The sequence below is a fragment of the Streptomyces avidinii genome, from assembly GCF_045161815.1.
In the GTDB taxonomy this organism is placed as follows: Bacteria; Actinomycetota; Actinomycetes; order Streptomycetales; family Streptomycetaceae; genus Streptomyces; species Streptomyces avidinii.
In genome coordinates, this window is the sequence record NZ_CP108863.1 from 906,204 (window position 1) to 924,277 (window position 18,074).

At 68.0% G+C, this 18,074-nt stretch carries 14 protein-coding genes; 3 read left to right on the forward strand and 11 right to left on the reverse strand.

What is annotated here, in order from left to right:
• The first annotated feature begins 999 nt into the window (after positions 1 to 999).
• From OG373_RS04170 to OG373_RS04180, 3 genes are all read left to right on the forward strand, one after another.
• The gene (locus OG373_RS04170; RefSeq protein ID WP_405435905.1) at positions 1,000 to 2,106 is read left to right on the forward strand and encodes an RICIN domain-containing protein; all 1,107 of its coding nucleotides are present in this window, start codon (positions 1,000 to 1,002) and stop codon (positions 2,104 to 2,106) included.
• A 351-nt stretch (positions 2,107 to 2,457) separates the two neighbouring features.
• Positions 2,458 to 2,700, forward strand: coding sequence for an ATP-binding protein (locus tag OG373_RS04175; RefSeq protein ID WP_405435906.1), 243 nt, complete (start codon positions 2,458 to 2,460; stop codon positions 2,698 to 2,700).
• 60 nt (positions 2,701 to 2,760) lie between these two features.
• A complete protein-coding gene (locus OG373_RS04180) occupies positions 2,761 to 3,102 on the forward strand; it encodes a hypothetical protein (protein WP_405435908.1) in 342 nt (113 codons plus the stop codon).
• Positions 3,103 to 3,157: 55 nt separating this feature from the next.
• Here the strand turns inward: OG373_RS04180 and OG373_RS04185 are convergent, their stop codons facing one another.
• From OG373_RS04185 to OG373_RS04235, 11 genes are all read right to left on the reverse strand, one after another.
• Positions 3,158 to 3,331 carry a hypothetical protein gene (locus OG373_RS04185; RefSeq protein WP_405443929.1) on the reverse strand — a complete coding sequence of 58 codons (174 nt, stop codon included), beginning with the start codon at positions 3,329 to 3,331 and terminating at the stop codon, positions 3,158 to 3,160.
• Positions 3,332 to 3,361: 30 nt separating this feature from the next.
• Positions 3,362 to 4,594, reverse strand: a complete 1,233-nt coding sequence (locus OG373_RS04190) for an NAD(P)/FAD-dependent oxidoreductase (RefSeq protein WP_405435909.1) — start codon at positions 4,592 to 4,594, stop codon at positions 3,362 to 3,364.
• 44 nt (positions 4,595 to 4,638) lie between these two features.
• On the reverse strand, positions 4,639 to 6,066 hold the full coding sequence (locus OG373_RS04195; RefSeq protein WP_405435911.1) for an NAD(P)/FAD-dependent oxidoreductase: 1,428 nt from the start codon (positions 6,064 to 6,066) through the stop codon (positions 4,639 to 4,641).
• Positions 6,063 to 7,484, reverse strand: a complete 1,422-nt coding sequence (locus OG373_RS04200; RefSeq protein WP_405435913.1) for an FGGY family carbohydrate kinase — start codon at positions 7,482 to 7,484, stop codon at positions 6,063 to 6,065. The genes OG373_RS04195 and OG373_RS04200 overlap by 4 nt, the downstream gene beginning before the upstream one ends.
• Positions 7,481 to 8,305, reverse strand: a complete 825-nt coding sequence (locus tag OG373_RS04205; protein WP_405435914.1) for a DeoR/GlpR family DNA-binding transcription regulator — start codon at positions 8,303 to 8,305, stop codon at positions 7,481 to 7,483. The genes OG373_RS04200 and OG373_RS04205 overlap by 4 nt, the downstream gene beginning before the upstream one ends.
• Positions 8,306 to 8,347: 42 nt before the next feature.
• Positions 8,348 to 9,361 carry an ABC transporter permease gene (locus OG373_RS04210; RefSeq protein ID WP_405435916.1) on the reverse strand — a complete coding sequence of 338 codons (1,014 nt, stop codon included), beginning with the start codon at positions 9,359 to 9,361 and terminating at the stop codon, positions 8,348 to 8,350.
• Complete coding sequence (locus tag OG373_RS04215; protein WP_405435918.1) at positions 9,358 to 10,956, reverse strand: sugar ABC transporter ATP-binding protein; 1,599 nt, start codon at positions 10,954 to 10,956, stop codon at positions 9,358 to 9,360. Before OG373_RS04215 ends, OG373_RS04210 begins: the two co-directional genes overlap by 4 nt.
• 74 nt (positions 10,957 to 11,030) lie before the next feature.
• A complete protein-coding gene (locus tag OG373_RS04220; RefSeq protein WP_405435920.1) occupies positions 11,031 to 11,990 on the reverse strand; it encodes a sugar ABC transporter substrate-binding protein in 960 nt (319 codons plus the stop codon).
• Between the two features lie 74 nt (positions 11,991 to 12,064).
• The gene (locus OG373_RS04225; RefSeq protein WP_405435921.1) at positions 12,065 to 14,404 is read right to left on the reverse strand and encodes a N,N-dimethylformamidase beta subunit family domain-containing protein; all 2,340 of its coding nucleotides are present in this window, start codon (positions 14,402 to 14,404) and stop codon (positions 12,065 to 12,067) included.
• A 438-nt stretch (positions 14,405 to 14,842) separates the two neighbouring features.
• A complete protein-coding gene (locus OG373_RS04230) occupies positions 14,843 to 15,328 on the reverse strand; it encodes a hypothetical protein (protein ID WP_405435923.1) in 486 nt (161 codons plus the stop codon).
• 313 nt (positions 15,329 to 15,641) lie between these two features.
• A complete protein-coding gene (locus OG373_RS04235) occupies positions 15,642 to 17,984 on the reverse strand; it encodes a LuxR C-terminal-related transcriptional regulator (protein ID WP_405443930.1) in 2,343 nt (780 codons plus the stop codon).
• Between the last annotated feature and the right edge of the window lie 90 nt (positions 17,985 to 18,074).

The following is an 18,074-nucleotide window of genomic DNA, read 5'->3' on the forward strand; positions in this document are numbered from 1 at the left end:
ACAGACAGGAGTTCGGATGCGAACTGGCAGGTCCATGCCAATCGTTCGCGAGATCCGGTTGACGAGCACCTTCTCCCGCACCGGTGACCCGTGGAGCCCCGCCCGGGACTCCTCCTTGCCGGTGCTGCCCGAGGAGAGGGGCGAGGAGAAGCGGAGCCGTCGGCCTCCTCCGTGCCTGCGCAAGGGATGAGGAAGCCGGGCGCTCCTTGGCCCGTGCATGGTGGGGGGAGCCGGGTCGGGGCGGGGTCGCCCGGGTGTGATCTGACCGTTCCCGCTGGTTGGCGGGGGTGAGGTGAGCACGTTCGGCGACACGGCTGAGGCGAATCCCGCGCGGGACGGCTGGGGATCGACCCTCCGCCCCGCCTCCTCCCGTCCAGGGAGAAAGTCGGGATCCGACGATCATGCACGCCGACCAGTGGGTGACCATGTTGACGTAAACATGAAGTTACAGGAGAGTTTCGGGGCATGGTCGGACGCTGTCAAGGCTGCAGCCGAACCGTCCTGGTCCATCAGGGGCGAGGGGTGACGCCGGACCGGCACCTGCGAGGGACGGCAGCGTGAGACCTTGCACTCGGTTACGTCAGCGCTCTGAACGTCGGCGGCGAGCCGCATCCGGACGACAGCGGTCATGGCGTCAGATCACCGGAGGGTGGTCCAGTCGTGTCATCTTCCATACCGCCCGCCACCGCATCGGCCGTCTCGGCGGGCACGGCACCCGGACGACTTGATGAAGCCGGCCCACCAGGCCGCGAGGCCGCCTCCGCGCGGTGGCCAACTGGGCGAAGGCATCGGCCAGCTGATGACTCCGGCCCCAGAGCCAACAGCTGACGGAGCCATGCCTTAGAAGGCGGGACAACTGGCAGCAGCCACGCTTGATGATTCATGTGCTGGACTGTTGATTTTGCATGTTGACTTCTGTCTTATTACGTACTTCCTCCTGATGGGATTCCCCTGTGAGGATGACGCTTCCTGATGAGGATCCCATCCGGAAGGGGAACGATGGCAACGGCTGAGGGCGTCGAGCAGGGTTACGCCTACCGGTTGAAGAACAAGCGCACCGGCCTGTACCTCACCAGTTCAGGCTTCGAGGGGGACTCCTACGCCACGATCTGGAAGTCCGAGAGCAGCGGGCAGGCCCGGGCATCGCAGACGTGGAATGTTCTGAGTCTCGACAACGGCGAGTACCTCATCGCCCAGAAGGTCGCCGGCAACCTGCTGACTCCGGACAACTTCGCCAGTCATGACGTCCGGGTCAACCTCTTCCCGCCGCAGAACGGGGCGGACGCCGCTGTTCGCAACAGCCAGACCTGGCTGCTGCGGCAGGCGGGAGGGGGTTACTACACGCTCAGCAACAAGAACGGGGGGCTGTTCCTGACCCCCAACAACTTCGGCACGAGCGGCTCCGACAAGGTCAACACCTATTGGCGGGCGTCCGGCTCGGACGGTGACTCCCAGTTGTGGCTGCTGGAGAAGGACACCGCCTACAGCGGCATCATCAACGCCGCCGCCGGACCGACCGGAAGCGCGGTCGGCGGTATCCTCCGGATGAGCGGACACTCGAGGCCCCACCCGGAGACCACGCGGGAAGTTCTCATCGGCACCACACTATTGCCCTTCCCCCTGGTGTCGGACCCGGCACTCGGCCGTGCGCGGCAGGCCGCGGAGAGTCCGTACTACCTGCTCAAGCGGTACGGCTACTACAAGATCGTCTACTACTACGAACACAGTGGCCAAGTGAGCAAGAAGGAGTCCCAGAGCACCACCATCGGCATGACCACGAGCAACGCCCGCGAGGTGGAAACCACCACCAGCATCTCCGTCACCGCCGAGACGAGCTTCCAGTACAAGGGCTTCTCCGCCTCCCTCAGCACCACCATCAGCCACCAGCTGCGCACCCGCGTCGCCCAGGAGACGACTCAATCCAGCAGCCGCACCGTCACCGTCGAGCGCGAATACCCCGCCAACGGCAAGCGGCTTTCCCAAGCCATCTGGTTCCGAGCCGACCGCTACGTCCTGGAACGCACTGACGGCGGCAAGGTGACGGAGTGGGAGACCACCACCGACCAGGACACCATCGACGACGTCTACCCCGTCGCCACCGGCTGACGGACAGGCACTCGCAGCTCCGGCCCGAACGGGCGCGGCGCCCCACCGGGGGGAGGGGCGGGCGCCGCGCGTGCACCCTCAGCCTCCTACGGTGAGTGCCCTCGCCGCGATGTGCGCGGCGCACCGGGGCAGGCCCGGCATCGTGGTGGTGCCGAGCTGGCATGGTCGGTATCGGCGTGGGCGCACCGCAGTCGTGGGGCGCAGTCAAGACGGTGCTCCACCGACGTGTTCTCACCCTGCTGCGTGTTGGCGTGCTGCGGCGAGCAGCCTCTGTGCGGTGCGGTCGCTGACTTCGTCGCGGTGGGGGATCTCGGTGGTGGTGAGGGGCGACCGGCGGGCAAGGTCCTCGGAGTGTCCCAGGCCGACGATCTCTACGAGCTGGTCAGCGAGCGGCAGGGCAGGTCGCTGATCATCACCAGCAACCGGGCACCCAGCAACTGGTATCCACTCATCCCCCACCCCGTCGTCGCCGAGTCGCTCCTGGACCGGCTGATCAACACGAGCCACCAGGTCATCACGAACGGCCCCAGCTACCGCCCGAACAAGCGCTCCAAGAACCCGACCGACAAGTCTGTCAAACCCACGATCGCCTAGGACCGCGTCCCTGAGGCCGGGCTGGCGAGGATGGCGGTCCGAGATGAGATCGTTTCCCGCATGGCTGATACAGACGAAGCTGAAACCGACGTTGAACATGCCGTCATCGCTCACTATCGACTGGCCGATGACGGCCTCGGCGAGCCAAGCCAACGGGAGGCCGTCCGCCAGGCACAGTCCCTGCTGACCGAGGCAATCGAGCAAGGCGACGTCGGCGAGTTCGACGGACACGAGTACGGAGGAGGCGAGGTGGTCCTCTACGCCTACGGACCGGACACCGACGCACTCTTCGCTCTCATGGCACCCATCCTGAACGACCTGCCGTTCCGGCCGGCGCACGTCGTCTTGCGCTACGGCTCCGTCGATGACCCATCGGCTGCCGAACATCGCGTCGACCTCTGACGAGGCGAGTCACCAGCCCCAAAACGGGCACCTGGGGAATTGGGCGAACGTCCACTCAGGTCAAAACGGGCCTGGCCTGCTCGGGGGACATCTGGTCGACGGGGATGCGCTGCGCGCTGTGGGGAAGCAGGGCGGGGTTGCGGGTGGTGACCAGGCGTACGCAGCGGCGGCCTCCGGTCAGGAAGGGATCGAGCTGCTCGGCCTCCCAGACGTCGTCGAGGACGAGCAGGGTGCGGGGGCGCTTGTCACGCTCGGCCGCTCACACCAGGACCTCGATGCGTACCGCGGGACCATGCGGGTCCACCCGCGCCAGCCAGGTCGCAGGCAGCAACGTAGGGCGTGAAGGGATCAACTTCGGCACCTGCCGCTGCCAGAGCACGCGCTCGCCCTGGTTGACCCGGATCCAGGGAAGCGTGGCGAACACCCGCGGGCGCAGGATCAGCCTGCCCCGTGCAGGCAGCTCCGCTGTCGAACCGATCCGTTGCGGGCTCACCCAGGCCAGCGCTTCACCCACTTCGATCGGTACACCCGCGCCAGCCACCTGGGAGGAGCGGTCGGCCAGCCACCGGGCAATCACACCACCGACGTGCCGACCGCCCAGGGCTGCCACGTCCGCGGTCTCCACTGGATGGCAGAGGTTGCCCGCAGCGAAGATCCCCGGCCGGCTGGTGGATCCGGTCGCGTCGATCGTAGGCCCGAGGGTGGCTGGGTCCATCTGGAGACCGGCCGTCCTTGCCAACTCGTGGTCGGGTATCCAGTCACCAGTGAACACGATGGTGTCGCAGGGCACCGTCAGCTGGCGCCCGTCGGAGAGGCGCATCAGCACGGCATGGGTCAGCCGCGGGCGTCCGCGCAGCTCGACCACCCTAGTACTGGTCAGCAGCGGGGTCTTGTACAGCATGCGGGTGGCGAAATTGAACGCCGCATAGCTCTGGTGCTGGGGCAGTTCGGTGGTCAGGCCCACGACCTCCACACCGGCGTGGCGCAGCGTCTTCACGGCCGAGAAGCTGACGTGCTCGGCACCGACCACCAGCGCCCTGCTCCCGACCTGCTGGCCGCGCAAGTACACCTCCTGCTGCAACTGGCCCGTGGTGTAGACGCCCTCCCCCCGGTCCCCCGGCACCCAGCGTGCCGCACGGCCGCGTTCCCGGGCACCGGTGGCGAGCAGGACAGCGGAGGCGTGCACGGTGCGCAGCCCGGCCGGTGAGGACACCTCGAGACCACCGTCGGCTGACCAGCCAGTAACCATCGCCGTGGTGCTCAACTCCACTCCGGCAGCACGGGCGGCCTGTGCGTAGTGCCGGGCGTACCGCGGCCCCGACATCACCCGGCGCAGGTCCCGCACGCCGTAGCCCGTGTGGGCGCAGTGCCGGGGGATGCCGCCCGCCGCCGACTCTCGTTCGAGCACCTCGACCCGTGCCACACCTGCCTGGCGCAGCGCGATCGCGGCCGCGAGCCCGGAGGGCCCGGCTCCGACCACCACGACGTCCACTTCGTGCCTGACACGCTCACCCACAGCGGCCTCGTTTCGCTCGTTCATTTTATGATCTCCGCGGCGATGGGCGCGTCCGCCCCGTCCCGGATCATCCTGGACACCGCTGAGCCGCAGAAGAATCCCTGGCAGCGCCCCATTCCGGCGCGGGTCCTTCGGCGCAGACCCCCGATGTCGGCCGGCGGGATATCGCTGTGCAGGGCATCCCTGATCTCGCCGCGGCTGACCCGCTCGCAGAAGCAGACGATCTCGCCGTACGCGGGATCCTGCGCAATCAGGCCGGCGTCCTGGTGGGGCCTGGCCTGGGCCTGTCCGATGGAGGGCATGCGCGGCGGGGCCGCTTCGAGGGGCGGGCCCGACAGGTCAAGTCCTGGCCACGCCGCCATCTGCTCGGTGAGATGCTCGGCGATGGCGAGTGAAGACGTCAGGCCGGTGGAGCGGATCCCACCGACGCACACGTAGCGCTGCTTGGGATGGAAGGAGATCTGGTAGTCGCTGTGCTCGGTCGCCGCCCGCAGGCCCGCATAGACGGTGGTGACCTCCTCGTCCAGTAGTGCGGGCAGGATACGACGCCCTTTGTCCCTGAGCATCGCCATGCCGTCCTCGGTGGACTCGGTGGCGGTGCGGTCGTCCATGTTCTCAGCCGTGGGACCGAGCATGACGTTGCCGTAGACGGTGGGACTGACCAGCACGCCCTTGCCAAATTTGCTGGGCACGGGCAGCAGGATGTGGTTCAGCAGCGAGCGTGCGAGTTTGTCGAACACGATGAGCTGCCCACGCCGCGGCGTAACGGAGAAACTCTTGTGGCCGAACATGCGGTGCACTTCGTCGCTGCCCAGCCCTGCGGCGTTCACCACGTGCCGGGCGCGCACCTTGCCGCGGTCGGTGTCCAGCACCACGTGCTCCTCGGCGGGTTCGACGCCCAGCACGGTGTGGCCGAGTAGCAGCCGCGCACCGTGCCGGACGGCTTCGGTGGCGAAGGCCAGTGTTGTCGTCCACGGGCAGATGATCGACTCGCCAGGGACCTCCAGGGCGCCGAACTGCCCGTCACCGAGATGTGGTTCTCTTCGCCGCACCTCCTCAGCGTCCACCTGGCGGGTGTGCTCGTAGCCGTTGGCGACGGCCTGTTCTGCCAGCTCCGGCAGCGTCTCGGCCTGCTCGACATCCCAGGCGACCAACAGCGCACCCAGTGGCTCGACGGGGATGCCGGCCTTTGCGGCGTAGTCGCCGAGCAGCTGGTATCCCCTGGCCACCAGCCGGGATTCCAACGTCCCGGGCTTGGCGTCGTAGCCGGTGTGCAGGATGGCGGTGTTGGCCTTGCTCGTGACATCGCCGACATCGGACCGGGAGTCGAGCAGTGCCACCGACATGCCGCGCTGGGCGAATGCGCGGGCTATTGCGCAGCCGACAACTCCCGCGCCAACAACGGCGACGTCGAACTCCTCATCAGGTGCTTCCTGACTGCCTGTCACAGTTCACTCCAGTGGCGACTAAGGGCCAGCGCGGACCTCCAACGGGACAACTGCTGCTCTGCCCACTCGGCGGAGCGGCTGGGTTCGATGATCGTCCCCGGCCGGGGATCGGGCAGCGAGTGGCCGGTCGCTGCGCGCAGGCCGAGATCCGCCACGCCGAGGGCGGTGGCGTGCGGGGCCGCGGCCACCTCTACGGGGGCCTGCAGCAAATCGGCTTGCATCTGCACCAGAAGCCGGGATCGGGTGAGCCCGCCGTCCACCCGCAAGAGGGGCGGGGCACCGCCGAGATCGGCGGTGCTCGCGTCGACGAGGTCGACGACCTGGGCCGCAATGCCCAGGCACACGGCACGGACCAGGTGTGCCCGGGTTGCGGCCAGATTGAGGCCGAAGAAGCCTCCGGTCGCCGAAGGCTGCCAGTGCGGCGCCGCCAGACCCGCCAGCGAGGGCACGAACACCACGCCTGCGGTGTCATCCACGGTCTCCCCCACCGCGTCCAGGTCACCCGGCCCGTCGAGCAAGCCGACGTCGCGCAGCCACGACAGTGCCTGACCGACGGTGCAGACCTGCCCGTCCAGGCACCAGCGGCGCTGCCCGGTCAGGTCCCAGGCGACCGACGGGGTCAGCCCCGCGCCGCTGCGTACCGGCCGGTCACCGGTGTTGGTCAGGAGAAAGGCTCCGGTGCCGTACGTGCACTTGGCCTCGCCCCACTCTCGGCAGCGCTGCGCCCACAGCGCGGCCTGCTGGTCGACGATGACGCCCCCGACCGGGACCTCACGGCCAAAGGCTCGTGTGGTCCCGACGATTTCGTCGTTTCGGACCAGCCGGGGACGCGGCTCGTCGAGTCCAAACAACTCCCAGGCCTCGTCGGACCAGGTTGCCGAGGACAGATCGAGCAGCATGCTGCGTGAGGCTGTGGCGGCATCGGTGACGAACTCGCCGGTGAGCTGGTGCAGCAGCCAGGTGTCGGTGGTAGTGATCACCCCGCCGGAGCCGAGGCGGTCGCGCAGCCAGCGCATTTTCGGAGCCGAGAAGTACGGATCCAGTGGCAGGCCGGTGAGCTCGGTGAGCCGGGCGGCGTTCGCCTGACCCCGCGCGCAGACCTCCGCGGCCCTGCGGTCCTGCCAGACGACGCACGCCGACTCGGGGCGACCGGTAGCCGGATCCCAAGCCAGCACGCTCTCTCCCTGATTGGCCAGGGCCACCACGTCCACAGCCACCGCCGCTTCGGCCACGGCCTGCCTGCCTGCGTCCAGTACCGAGGCAAGGAGGGCCGCCGGGTCCGCCTCTACCGTGCCGGGGTTCGGGGTGTACACGGGCACCGGGATCTCTGCCTCAGCCAGTACCGTCCCGTCGGCAGCGACGACCAGGGCTTTGGTCGAGGAGGTGCCTTGGTCTATGGCGAGCACGATGCCTGTCATCGGCGCACCTCCTCGTCCGGGGCCATGGCACCCGGGGCGTTCATGGGGTCCATGGATGGCTGAAGTACGGTCAGGCCGGCGTCGCGCAGCTCGCGAACTATGTCGGCGTCCGCCTTGGAATCGGTGATCAGAGCCGTGATCCGCTCCCAGCCGCAGACCTTGCGCAGTGCGACGTGCCCCAACTTGCTGGCGTCCGCAAGGACATATACCTCGGCCGCGTTGTCGATCATGCGGTGCCGGACGGCGATCTCCTCGAGGTGGTAGTCGGTCAGCCCTAGGGTCGCCTGTACGCCTCCGGACCCCAGGAACGCCTTGTCCGCGAAGAACCTGCTCACCTGCTCCTCGGCATCGGGGCCGTAACAGGTGAGCTCGTCATGCCGGATGCGGCCACCCACCAGGTGAAGGTTGACATCTGAACGCCCGGCCAGTGCGACGACCGCGCTGATGTTGTTGGTCACCACCCGGCCGTGGAAGGACTGCGGCAGACTCTGCACGGCGGCGAGCACCGTCGTTCCCACATCCATGAATATCGTGTCGCTGTCCCCCACCAGGGTTGCCACGACGGCTGCGATCTCCCCCTTGGCCTCCTGCTGGATGCATTCACGATCGGCCCGGCCAGGCTCGGCGCTGCGCGAAAGGTCCCGGGCTCTGGCGGCGCCGCCGAAGACCCGGCGGATGTCCCCCTCGCGTTCCAGCATGACCAAGTCTCGGCGGATGGTTTCGGCAGAGACGTCGAGTTGGGCGGCCAGGTCTGCGGGCCGCAACACCTCGCTGTCTTCCAGCAACGACAGGATCTGCCGGCGACGTTCCTCGGGAAGCATCGTTTTCCTCCAACGCAGGGACTGCACTAGGTCGTGGTGATATCAGGTGGTACGCAGTATCCTGCGTAGCCTGCCGGCCCGCTGACCGAGTTCGTCGAGGCCGGCGGCGACCACCAGCGCCGCGCCTGTTGCGATCGCCTGGGCGAAGTACGGCACGTTCATCAAGGTCATCCCGTTGTTGAGCACTCCGAGGAACACCACCCCCAGCAGCACCCCGAGCATCGTGCCGCGACCACCGCTGAAGGCGATGCCGCCCAGCAGTACGGCGGTGAGCACCTGGAGTTCGAAGGTGGCGCCGAGCGTGCTGGGCGGCGCTGCGTCCAGCCGTGCGGCGTAGAGGACACCGCCGAGACCGGCAGCGAGCCCGGTGACCACGAACAGCAGCAGGGGCAGCCGCCTGGTGGCGACGCCGGACAAGAACGCCGCCTCGGTGTTGACGCCGATCGCGTAGACGTGCCGGCCGGAGGGCGTGCCGTACAGGTAGAGGGCGCCGAGCCCAAAGACCACCAAAGCGACCCATACAGGGACTGGTACGCCGAGGAAGAGTCCCCGGCCGAACAGTGACATCCCGGTGCCGAAGCCGGCCGGCGGATCGTCCCGCAGATACTGCGCCACACCGCGGTAGAGCTGCAGGGTGCCCAGGGTGACGATGATCGGGCTCAGCCGGGTGACAGCGACGAGTACGCCGTTGACGAGGCCGCCGAATGCCCCGATGCCCAGGCCCGCGAGCACGGCCAGGCCCCAGCCGACATGGTGGTCCACGATCAGCAACCCGGTCACCACTCCGGACAGGCCCACCGCCGACCCGACCGAGAGATCGACGTATCCCATGATCACCAGTAGGGCCTGCGGCACGGCCACGATCAGCAGCACCGCGCCGGACAGCGCGATGTTCTTTGTGTTGCCCACCGTCAGGAAGAGATCCGACTGGAGGGTGAAGAACAGGATCAGGGTGATCAGGCCGATCAGCAGCGCGGAGCGCAGCACGATTTCGAGTGCGTTGCGCCCGCCCCCGGTTGCTGAGGCGACCGGAGTTGCGCTTGCGGTCGTGGTCATGGGTGTACCTCCGGAGCGGTCGGCGGTCTCACGCGGCCATAGGCAGCGGGGCCGGGGGCGTCAGGGCCTGCGGTGGTGACGCCGGTGAACTGGTGGGCATGGCGGAGCAGGGTGGCCTCGGTGATGTCGTGGCCGGACAGTTCGGCGATCGGACAGCCCCGGTCCATCACCACCGCCCGTTGGGCGAGTTGCCGCACCTCCTCAGCGTCGGAGGAAGCGAAGACGACAGCCAGGCCACGGTCCGCCAACTCCCGGCAGACCTCGTAGATCTGACGCCGGGCTCCCACGTCGACCCCCTGGGTCGGCTCGTCCAGCAGCAGTACGGCCAGCTTGTCCGCGCGGGCCAGCCAGCGGCCGAGGACGAGCTTTTGCTGGTTCCCGCCGGAGAACGAGGAGCCATTACGGTTAGCCGCCAGCGGTTGCAGATCCACCCGCAGCGCGCTGGCGCGGAACAACTGTCGTTCCCTGGCGGGGCGGCGCACACCTGCTTTGGCCAGGCTTCGATAGGACGGCAGCAACAGGTTGTCGGCGGCGCTGCGGGTGCCCCACAGAGCCTGGCGCAGGCGGTCGGAGGGGACCAGTGCGATGCCGTGGCGCAGCGCGGCGGCCGGTGTGCGGGCGGCGACGGGGCGGCCGTCCACCACCATCTGGCCGGAGACGGCAGTGAACCGGCCGGCAAGCGTCTCCAGCAGGGAGCTGCGCCCCGATCCCAGCACGCCATAGAGGCCGAGGATCTCACCGGCCCTCACTTCCAGGTCCAACGGCCCGAACCGGGGACCTGCCAGCGCGTGCAGCCTCAGCCGGACCCTGGCAGACGCGGTAGACGCGGTAGACAGGGCAGACACGGCAACGGACGCGGCTGACGCGGCCGGCTGACCGGCGCCGCCGGAAATGACGGAGACGATCTGCTCCGGAGCAACGTCGGCCACCTTCTCCTGCAGCGCGACAACTCCGTCGCGCAGCACTGTGACCCGGTCGGCGATCCGGAACACCTCACCGAGCCGGTGCGTGGTGTAGACGATGCGGGCTCCTTGGGACTTCATCTTGGCAACCTCGATGAACAGCCGTTCGGTTTCGCTCTCGGACAGCGACGCCGTCGGCTCGTCCAGGATCATCACCTTCACCTCGGTGCGGTGCCACGCCTTGGCGATCTCCAGCAACTGTTTGGTACCCATGGGGAGATCACCGACCCGCGCGCCGGGCGCGACGTGAAGGCCGAAACGCGTCAGCAGATCCTTGGTCTCGGCGCGCTGCGCCCGGCGGTTGAGCACACCGGCGACGGTCTGCTCCTGGCCGAGGAAGAGGTTGTCGCTCACCGACAGTACGTCGATCAGCGACAGGTGCTGGTGGATCGTGGCGATCCCGGAGGCGAAGGCGCGGCCCGGCGTCAGGCCCGTCAGCGGTTCGCCGTCGAGCGTCATCTCGCCGACGTCCGGGTTCGTGGACCCGCCTATGCACTTGATCAGTGTGGACTTGCCGGCTCCGTTGGGGCCCAGCAGCGCGTGCACTTCGCCCTCGGCGATGTCCAGGTCGACACCCTTCAGGACGGTGAACGCACCATAACTCTTGAACAGCCCGCGGACTGTGAGCGTCATGGCATCTCGCTTCTGTGGTTCGAGTCGGGGTCATACGATGAGGGCGGACGCGGGCACGCCCGCCCTCAGTCGGCTCAGCTGTAGTCGCTCAGGTAGTCCTTGAGCTCGGGGTTGTCCGCGGTCAGCGCTACGGGAGGGACGTTGACGCCCTGGTTCGGCTTGCCCTCGAGCAGATCCGCGGGCACGTCGGTGACGGCGAAGCCGATGTCGCGGATGCGCACCGCCACGGAGACCCGGTAGATGCCGCCTTGCGAGACAGCGGTCAGGCCATCCTTGGAACCGTCCTGGCCGCCGATGAAGATGCCGGGGTCCTTGGGGTTCTTGCCGGCGTTGATGAACGCCTGCTGTGCGCCGAGCGACACGTCGTCGTCGTAGCCGAGCACCATGTTCAGGTCAGGGTGTGCCTGCAATACCGTGCGTGTGATCTGCTCGCCATCCGCTCGAGTACCCGCCTTCTGGGTGGAGACCACCTCGACGTTGCTCACACCTGCCGGGAAGGTGGCTTTCAGGCCGTCGTCGCGCTGTGCGCCGACCGCGAGGTCACGGTTGTTGAGCACCAGCACCTTGACGGGTCCCTTGTGCTCCTTGGCCCAGGCCGCCGCCGTCTTGCCGAGTTCCTTGCCGCTCTCCAGACCGCTGAAGAGCACGGCTGCGTCCTGGTTCTTCAGGGGGGAGGCGTAGGAGACGAACACGGTGCAGTTGTTCCTGGCCTCCTGGGCGAGCGGCTCCATGGAGGCCGGCTCCAGCGGGTAGGAGACGATCGCGGGGATCTTCTGGGTCACCCAGGTCTGCATGTTCTGGGTCTGCTTCTGCAGGTTCTCGTCGTCGGCGGTGTACTTGACCGTGTAACCGCGTTCCTTGGCTCGCTGCTCGGCGAACCGCTTCAGGTCCCCGTACACCGAGAGCGAGGTCAAGGGGTAGTCGAAGCCGATCACCTTGTCGGTGGAGCGCTTGCAGAGCTTTGCGTCGTTCTGGGCTGTGCCTGCGCCGGTGTCCTCCTTGATGCTGCCGCAGGCGGTGGCAAGGAGTGCCATCGCGGCTACGGCGGTGGCACCGGCGATGTGGCGTCTTGTTCGGTTGGACGGGTCTGCGCCCGAGGCGGAGCGGTTCATCCGGGGTGCCTCTCTGCTGTGTGGTGTTCCGCGTCGGCGGGGCCGTCGGCGCGATGGGTGGGGGCTTGTTTGGAATCGCGTGACTGGAAGTTGTCCAGCACGTTGCGAACCAGCCGGGAGACGTTGTTCTGGCAGCCGTTCCACGGCAGGGAACCGGTGAAGCAGACGGAGCCCACGGAGAACACCGCCCCGCCGGCAGGCTGCTCCACGACGACCATGTCGGATCGCACGTCCTTGCACTCGCTGCCGCCGAGCCCTGGCGAGAGCATCAGCACGTCTTCCACGGCGAGCTGGTAGTAGTCGCTGTGCCGCTGTGAGGTAGCGAGCACAGCGGTGTTCGGCGGGCTGCCGAGGCCGAGGTCGCAGCGGTCGAGTTCATCGCCGCTGGCTCCGTTCATGATCAGTCCGAAGTCACCGATCAGTTCGTCGTCGATGCCGTCGAACACCCAGGCCCACTCCGGCTCGTAGGACAGTGGCGTCCGCGCGAACGCCGGCGCCTTCTCGTCCCATCCCTGGCTGCACATGCCGATCCCGACAAGCTTGTTGGGAGAGCGGCCGCGCCATCGCCACAGTCCGCCCTGTTCGCCGGTCGTCGAGTGCCGCTGCTCCCCCGGCTGGATCTCCCAGGTTCGGATTCCCGCCGAGCGGCGGACCTCCAGTACGTGTGGCCGTCGCGGATCCTGGGAGGTCACCCAGTAGAAGCCGTTGCCGCCCAGGTACATGAGGCAGCCGCCGGAGTCGAGATGGCGCTGGAGCGCGTCCAGCATCCGGCCGCTGTAGTACTCCGGGTGCCCTCCGGTGATCAACACCTGGTAGCCGTCGAGGGCGTGCTCGGGGTCGGCGTGCAGGTCGTGGTCGCTGATCACGTCATGCTCGAACGTGCTCTGTGTGAACCAGTGCTCGATGTAAAGGTCCGCGCTCAGGCCTCTCGGAGCGTTCTGCAGCCACATGCGGTAGTCCGGACGCAGATTCAGGATGGGCCGCAGGGCGCTGGAGTAGCAGATGCCGGAGCCGTCGCTGTGGTGGTCGTAGAGGCTGGATCCGAATTCGGGATGGTCGGCGAGCGTGGTGTCGTGTACAGATGGGTTGACGGGGTGGTCCAGGATGCCTGCGGACTCGTAGTCGAGCCGGTGCAGCAGCCGCTCGTTGGCATAGGCGAGGTAGGTGAAGGTCGGGACCAGGTAGGCGATCCTCGCCCGCGGTCGGTCGGCCGGCGGGGGTACCACGACCGGGATGTGATCGGTCTCCTCACCATCGCCGGTGATGCCGCGCAACCGGACCGCGTAGATGCCGGTCGGCAGATCCTCCGGCAGCGTGATGCGTGCCGCTTCCGGCCAGCCGGCGTCCAGCAGGTCGTCCTCGTGGAAGTGGATCGCGCCGTACTGTTCGGGTGCGTCGGTGGCGTCGTGCACCTCACCGGTCCAGTTGTGCCCCGTCATGGCCCTGGTCGGCATGTTGACCAGGAGTGCGTGGGCTCCGCGTCCTGAGACGTCGGCGGTGGTTTGCGAGCTGAAGTCGCGCTCGAAGGCCCACTCAGCGAGGACATCCGGACCCGAGCGCAGCACCGGCCGCTCCACCTTGCCGTTGAACACCGACCCTGGGCAATAGCGGGTGCCGTCCGAAGGACAGCGCAGTGCCGCGATGACCACTCCGCTGACCGACGAGAGATCCACCGCTGCACCGGAGTACGCGTGTGCTTCTGCATCCTCACCGGCATAGGGCTGCAGCGGCAGGACGGAAAGACGGAGGGCGTGCGGTACGAATTCGACCGTCAGCCGGTACCAACGGCTCTGGGCCAGTGGCCGGTCGGCGGCGGCGAGCACCGTCCCGTCCGCCAGGCACAGGCATGGACACCCCTCGGGGCTGAGCGCCAGCGCGAGGACCTGTTCACCGTGCCGGTCGACCAGGCTGAACAACCCCTGCTCCCGGCCTGCCCCCGGCGTGGTCGGCCAGACCAGCAACTCCGCGGAGAGCCGGGTGGTGTCTGCGGAAAAGACCCGGTCCGCCAGTAGGCAGGAGCCTGCTGCTGTCTCCTGCTCGGCCACCACCGCTGTCTGCCGGGCGACCGACGGTACGTCCTCGACGATGAAGCCGGGACCCTGCGGGTTGGCGTCACCGTGCACCAGCCGCACCAGGTCGATCGCGACCTCGCCACCGTCTCCGCTCACCCTCACGGAAAGCTCCTCGCCCGGTCGTGCGGACAGACGATCCAGATAGCCGAACAGCCTCATCAACACTCCCAGGAACCAGGGTGGATGCCCAACTTTCCACAGTGTGTTTGGATTGTTGGGCACTTGGTTGTGGAAATGGACCGTAACCAATGACTGAACTTCCACGCAATACCACGAAGGTAACGAGCAGATTTCAACATTCGGATCCGGCTCACTGTCGTGCGGTCCGCGTGATCCACCCGGGCCGGACTCGGTCGCGCCGTGACCGCCCGGGCACCTCGCGCCATCGGTGCGCGCCGCACAGGCACCGGGACGGGCCCACTGCCCTGCGCGCAGTACGTGCATGCCGAGTGGGGCCGTGCACGAGGGAGCGCAGCGGCTTCTGGAGGGCGACCGGACGGCCTCGGTGGCGCCAGATCCCAAGAACGCCAGGGGCCGGGTCACCGCGGTGCTGTTCCACCTCGGCGACCCTTCCAAGGACGGCCCAGCACGGCCTGCGGGCCGTGACGGCCTCTGCCCGCGGCCTCGCCTGGAAGATCGGTACCGCCGGCCAACTGGATCGTAAGACCACGTCCGACGGACGGGGGTGCCCTGACCCTGCCGTCACCAGCCGTCCGCAGAGGTGGGACGTGGGGGCCTTTCGCGGGAGAGCAATGAGACGACCTCTTGCCGCTGCCTGGGCGCCATCGCCGGCCGGGCACCGCCGAGTGGGACCGGCCGCGTCAGGGGGCCGACCCTGACGGGTCGGCTGTGCGGCAGCTCAAGCAGACGGCAGCCGAGCCGACGCAGCCGGTGGGCCACGTCCGCGGCCTCACGGTCATCCAGTGCGAACACGAACGGGCCCGGGATGAGGAGCATGTCGATCCGGCCCCGCGCGATCTGCCACACCAGGTTCTCCAACTGCGGCAGGCCGTCGCGGGACCGCAGACCGTTGTCCACGTACTCCGACGGTGCGGGCAGGCCGTACCACTGCGCGAGCCGTCGCATCGCGCGACGGTGGAACTCCATGCCGGTCGGGTCGTGGGGGTAGCACCGAAGGTAGAGCGCGGTGTGCAGAGAATTGGCTTGCTGTCGTACGTGCATAACCATGTCGTTCACCTGCCAGTGATCTCAGGGAGTGCGGTGGAACCACGGCTCCGGCAGGCCGGGGGGATGCATGGGTCGAGCGCCGGGGTTGACCAACGGATGGGTGGCCTGCTTCTCCACCATTGGCAGCGCGCCTGGTTCTCCACATCGCGAGAATTACGTAGCCGGCTACTGAGTTCATTCGCGCCCATGCGGTGGCTACGACCCGTAATCGATATCACTCCAGGTCGCCGTGCAGAGGCAAAAAATAGCGGCAGGGCTACGCCCAGCCCCGGCCGCCGCAAGGGACGGTGGCCGTCCGGATCCCGTACGGGATCTATTTGGCGGCCGCGGGGTCCTGGTCGTCCTGCTCGGGCAGGTGACCGGTCAGGTTCTGTCCGGTGATCACGGTCGCGACCTGGGCACGGGAAGTACAGGCGAGTTTGCTGAGAATGTTGGCGACATGCGTCTCGGCGGTGCGCTGGGAGATGACCAGTTGCTCAGCGATGTCCCTGTTGGACTTGCCCTCGGCCAGCAGCTCGGCGATCTGTCGCTCTCGCCGGGTGAGAACCTCGGGCCGTTTCGGCACTTGGACCGTGTTCCGGGACGTAGTCTCCCGAATTCCCAGGGCGTACGCGACGGCTTCGTCCTGGGTGAGCCGCGCTCCGCTCTGGTAGGCCAGCCGGTACGCCCGCTCAGCCAGGGCGTCCACGGCTGTCCGGACGATGCCGGAGCGGTCCCCTCGCTCGACCCACTGTTCCCTGGTCAGGTTGCCGAAGTCGAGCCCGAGTGGTTCGAGGAACACGGTGCCGGCGCCGAAGAGCCGAGCGCCGCGGTCGGGATCGCCCGACTTCACCGCGCTCCACGCCAAATATTCCAGAGCGCAGCCGACGCCGAGCGGCTGGCGGAACGGATGCTGGAGCCGGACGGCCCCCCTGAGGTATGCCTCCGCGTCCTCGCAGCGCCCTTGGATCACGGCGGACAGGCCGAGGTAGAGCAGGCTCCAGGACTGCAGCCACTGCTCGCCGGCGTCCCGGCAGGCTGTGCGGCACTCCTCGCCGACGGTGCGCACCACGTGGTCGAGGTCGGCCAGGCTGCCCGCGATCGCGAGAAGGAGCTGGGCATGGCGCAGGTGGGGGTTGGGCTCACCCAGGGCTCGCTCCAACTCGACTCCCTCACCGAGGACGAGGAACCCGCGGACCGGGTCCTCTCCGAGCAGTTGCATGTATCCCCACAGGTAGGTTGCGTGGGCGATGCGGGCCGGGTCTCGCAGGCTCGTGGCCAGCCGGTGGCACTCCTCGATCATGGCGAGAGCCGCGCGCTCCGCCGGCCTGCCCCGATCTCCGCTGTAGTTGCTCACGAGGCTGGCCGCCCAAAGGGCGTCGACCCGGTGCGGGCCCGGCGCCGGGCTGCCGGCCAGGGCTCGCGCCAGCCAGATCGCGCCTTCTTGTACCAGGCCGCACACGATCCAGTAGGTCCACAAGGAGGCAGCCATCCGGAGGGCGTGGGGTGCTTCGCCAGGCTCCGTGAGGCAGTACTCCAGAGCCGCGCGCAGGTTGGCGTGCTCCCGGCGCGCGGAAGCGAAGAGGATGACCTGTCCAGGGCCGAACCACTGGTCGTGGACGTGCTCGGCCAGCTGCAGGTAGTGGTCGCGGTGACGGCGCCGCAGACCGTCAGTCTCGCCGGCTCGGGCGAGGTGTTCCCGGCCGTACTGGCGGAGGGTCTCGAGCATGCGGTAGCGCACGCGTCCGTGGACTTCCTCACGCGTGAGGATCGATTTCTCCACGAGACCGGCGACGGCTTCGAGCACGGCTTCGCGGCTGAGTTTCCGGTCCGAGCAGACGTTCTGAGCGGCGGTGAGGTCGCAGCCTCCGGCGAAAACCGACAAGCGGGCCCACAGAAGGCGTTCTTCGGGCGAGCAGAGCTCGAAGCTCCAGTCGACGGTGGATCGAAGGGATCGGTGTCGGGATGCGGAGCCGCGGCGCCGCCGGCGGGTGAGGAGTTCGTAGCGTTCGTCCTGGCGGCGGACGAGCTCTTCGACGGAGAGTGACCGCACGCGGGCCGCGGCAAGTTCGATGGCCAGGGGCAGACCCTCGAGGTGCCTGCACAGTGCGGCCACGGCCTGCTCGTTGTCGGGAGTGACCTCGAAGCCGGGGGCGGCAGCGGCTGCCCGGTCGACGAACAGGGCGACCGAGTCGGCTCGGATCCCACCGTGGCTCCCCGGGGAAGTCTCCAGGGGTACGGGCAGAGGCGGCACCGCGAAGACACGTTCGCCCGCAATGTCGAGTACCTCACGGCTGGTGGCCAGCACGCGGACTCCGGGACACATCGCCAGAAGGTCGGCCGCCGCCTCCCCGCACGCCTCCACCAGGTGCTCGCAGTTGTCGAGGACCAGCAGCAGTCGCTTGTCCCGCAGGTGACGGGTCAGCGCCCTTGCGGCGTCGGGACCCATCGTGCGCATGCCCACGGCGTCCATGACGGTCAGGACGACTTGGCCGGACTCACCGACCTCCGCCAACGACACCCAGAAGACCCCGTCACGGAACGCCCGCCGCACGTCACGCGCGACCTGCAGTGCCAGGCGCGTCTTTCCCACGCCTCCGGTGCCGGTCGGCGTCACCAGACGCGAGTCGGCGAGCAGGCGCTTCACTCCGGCGATCTCCGACCGGCGCCCCACCATGCTCGTCACGTCGGCAGGGAACGCTCCATCCGCCACGACGCCCATACCTAGACTCGTAGGATATGCCGAAATAATGGTAACAATGAGAGG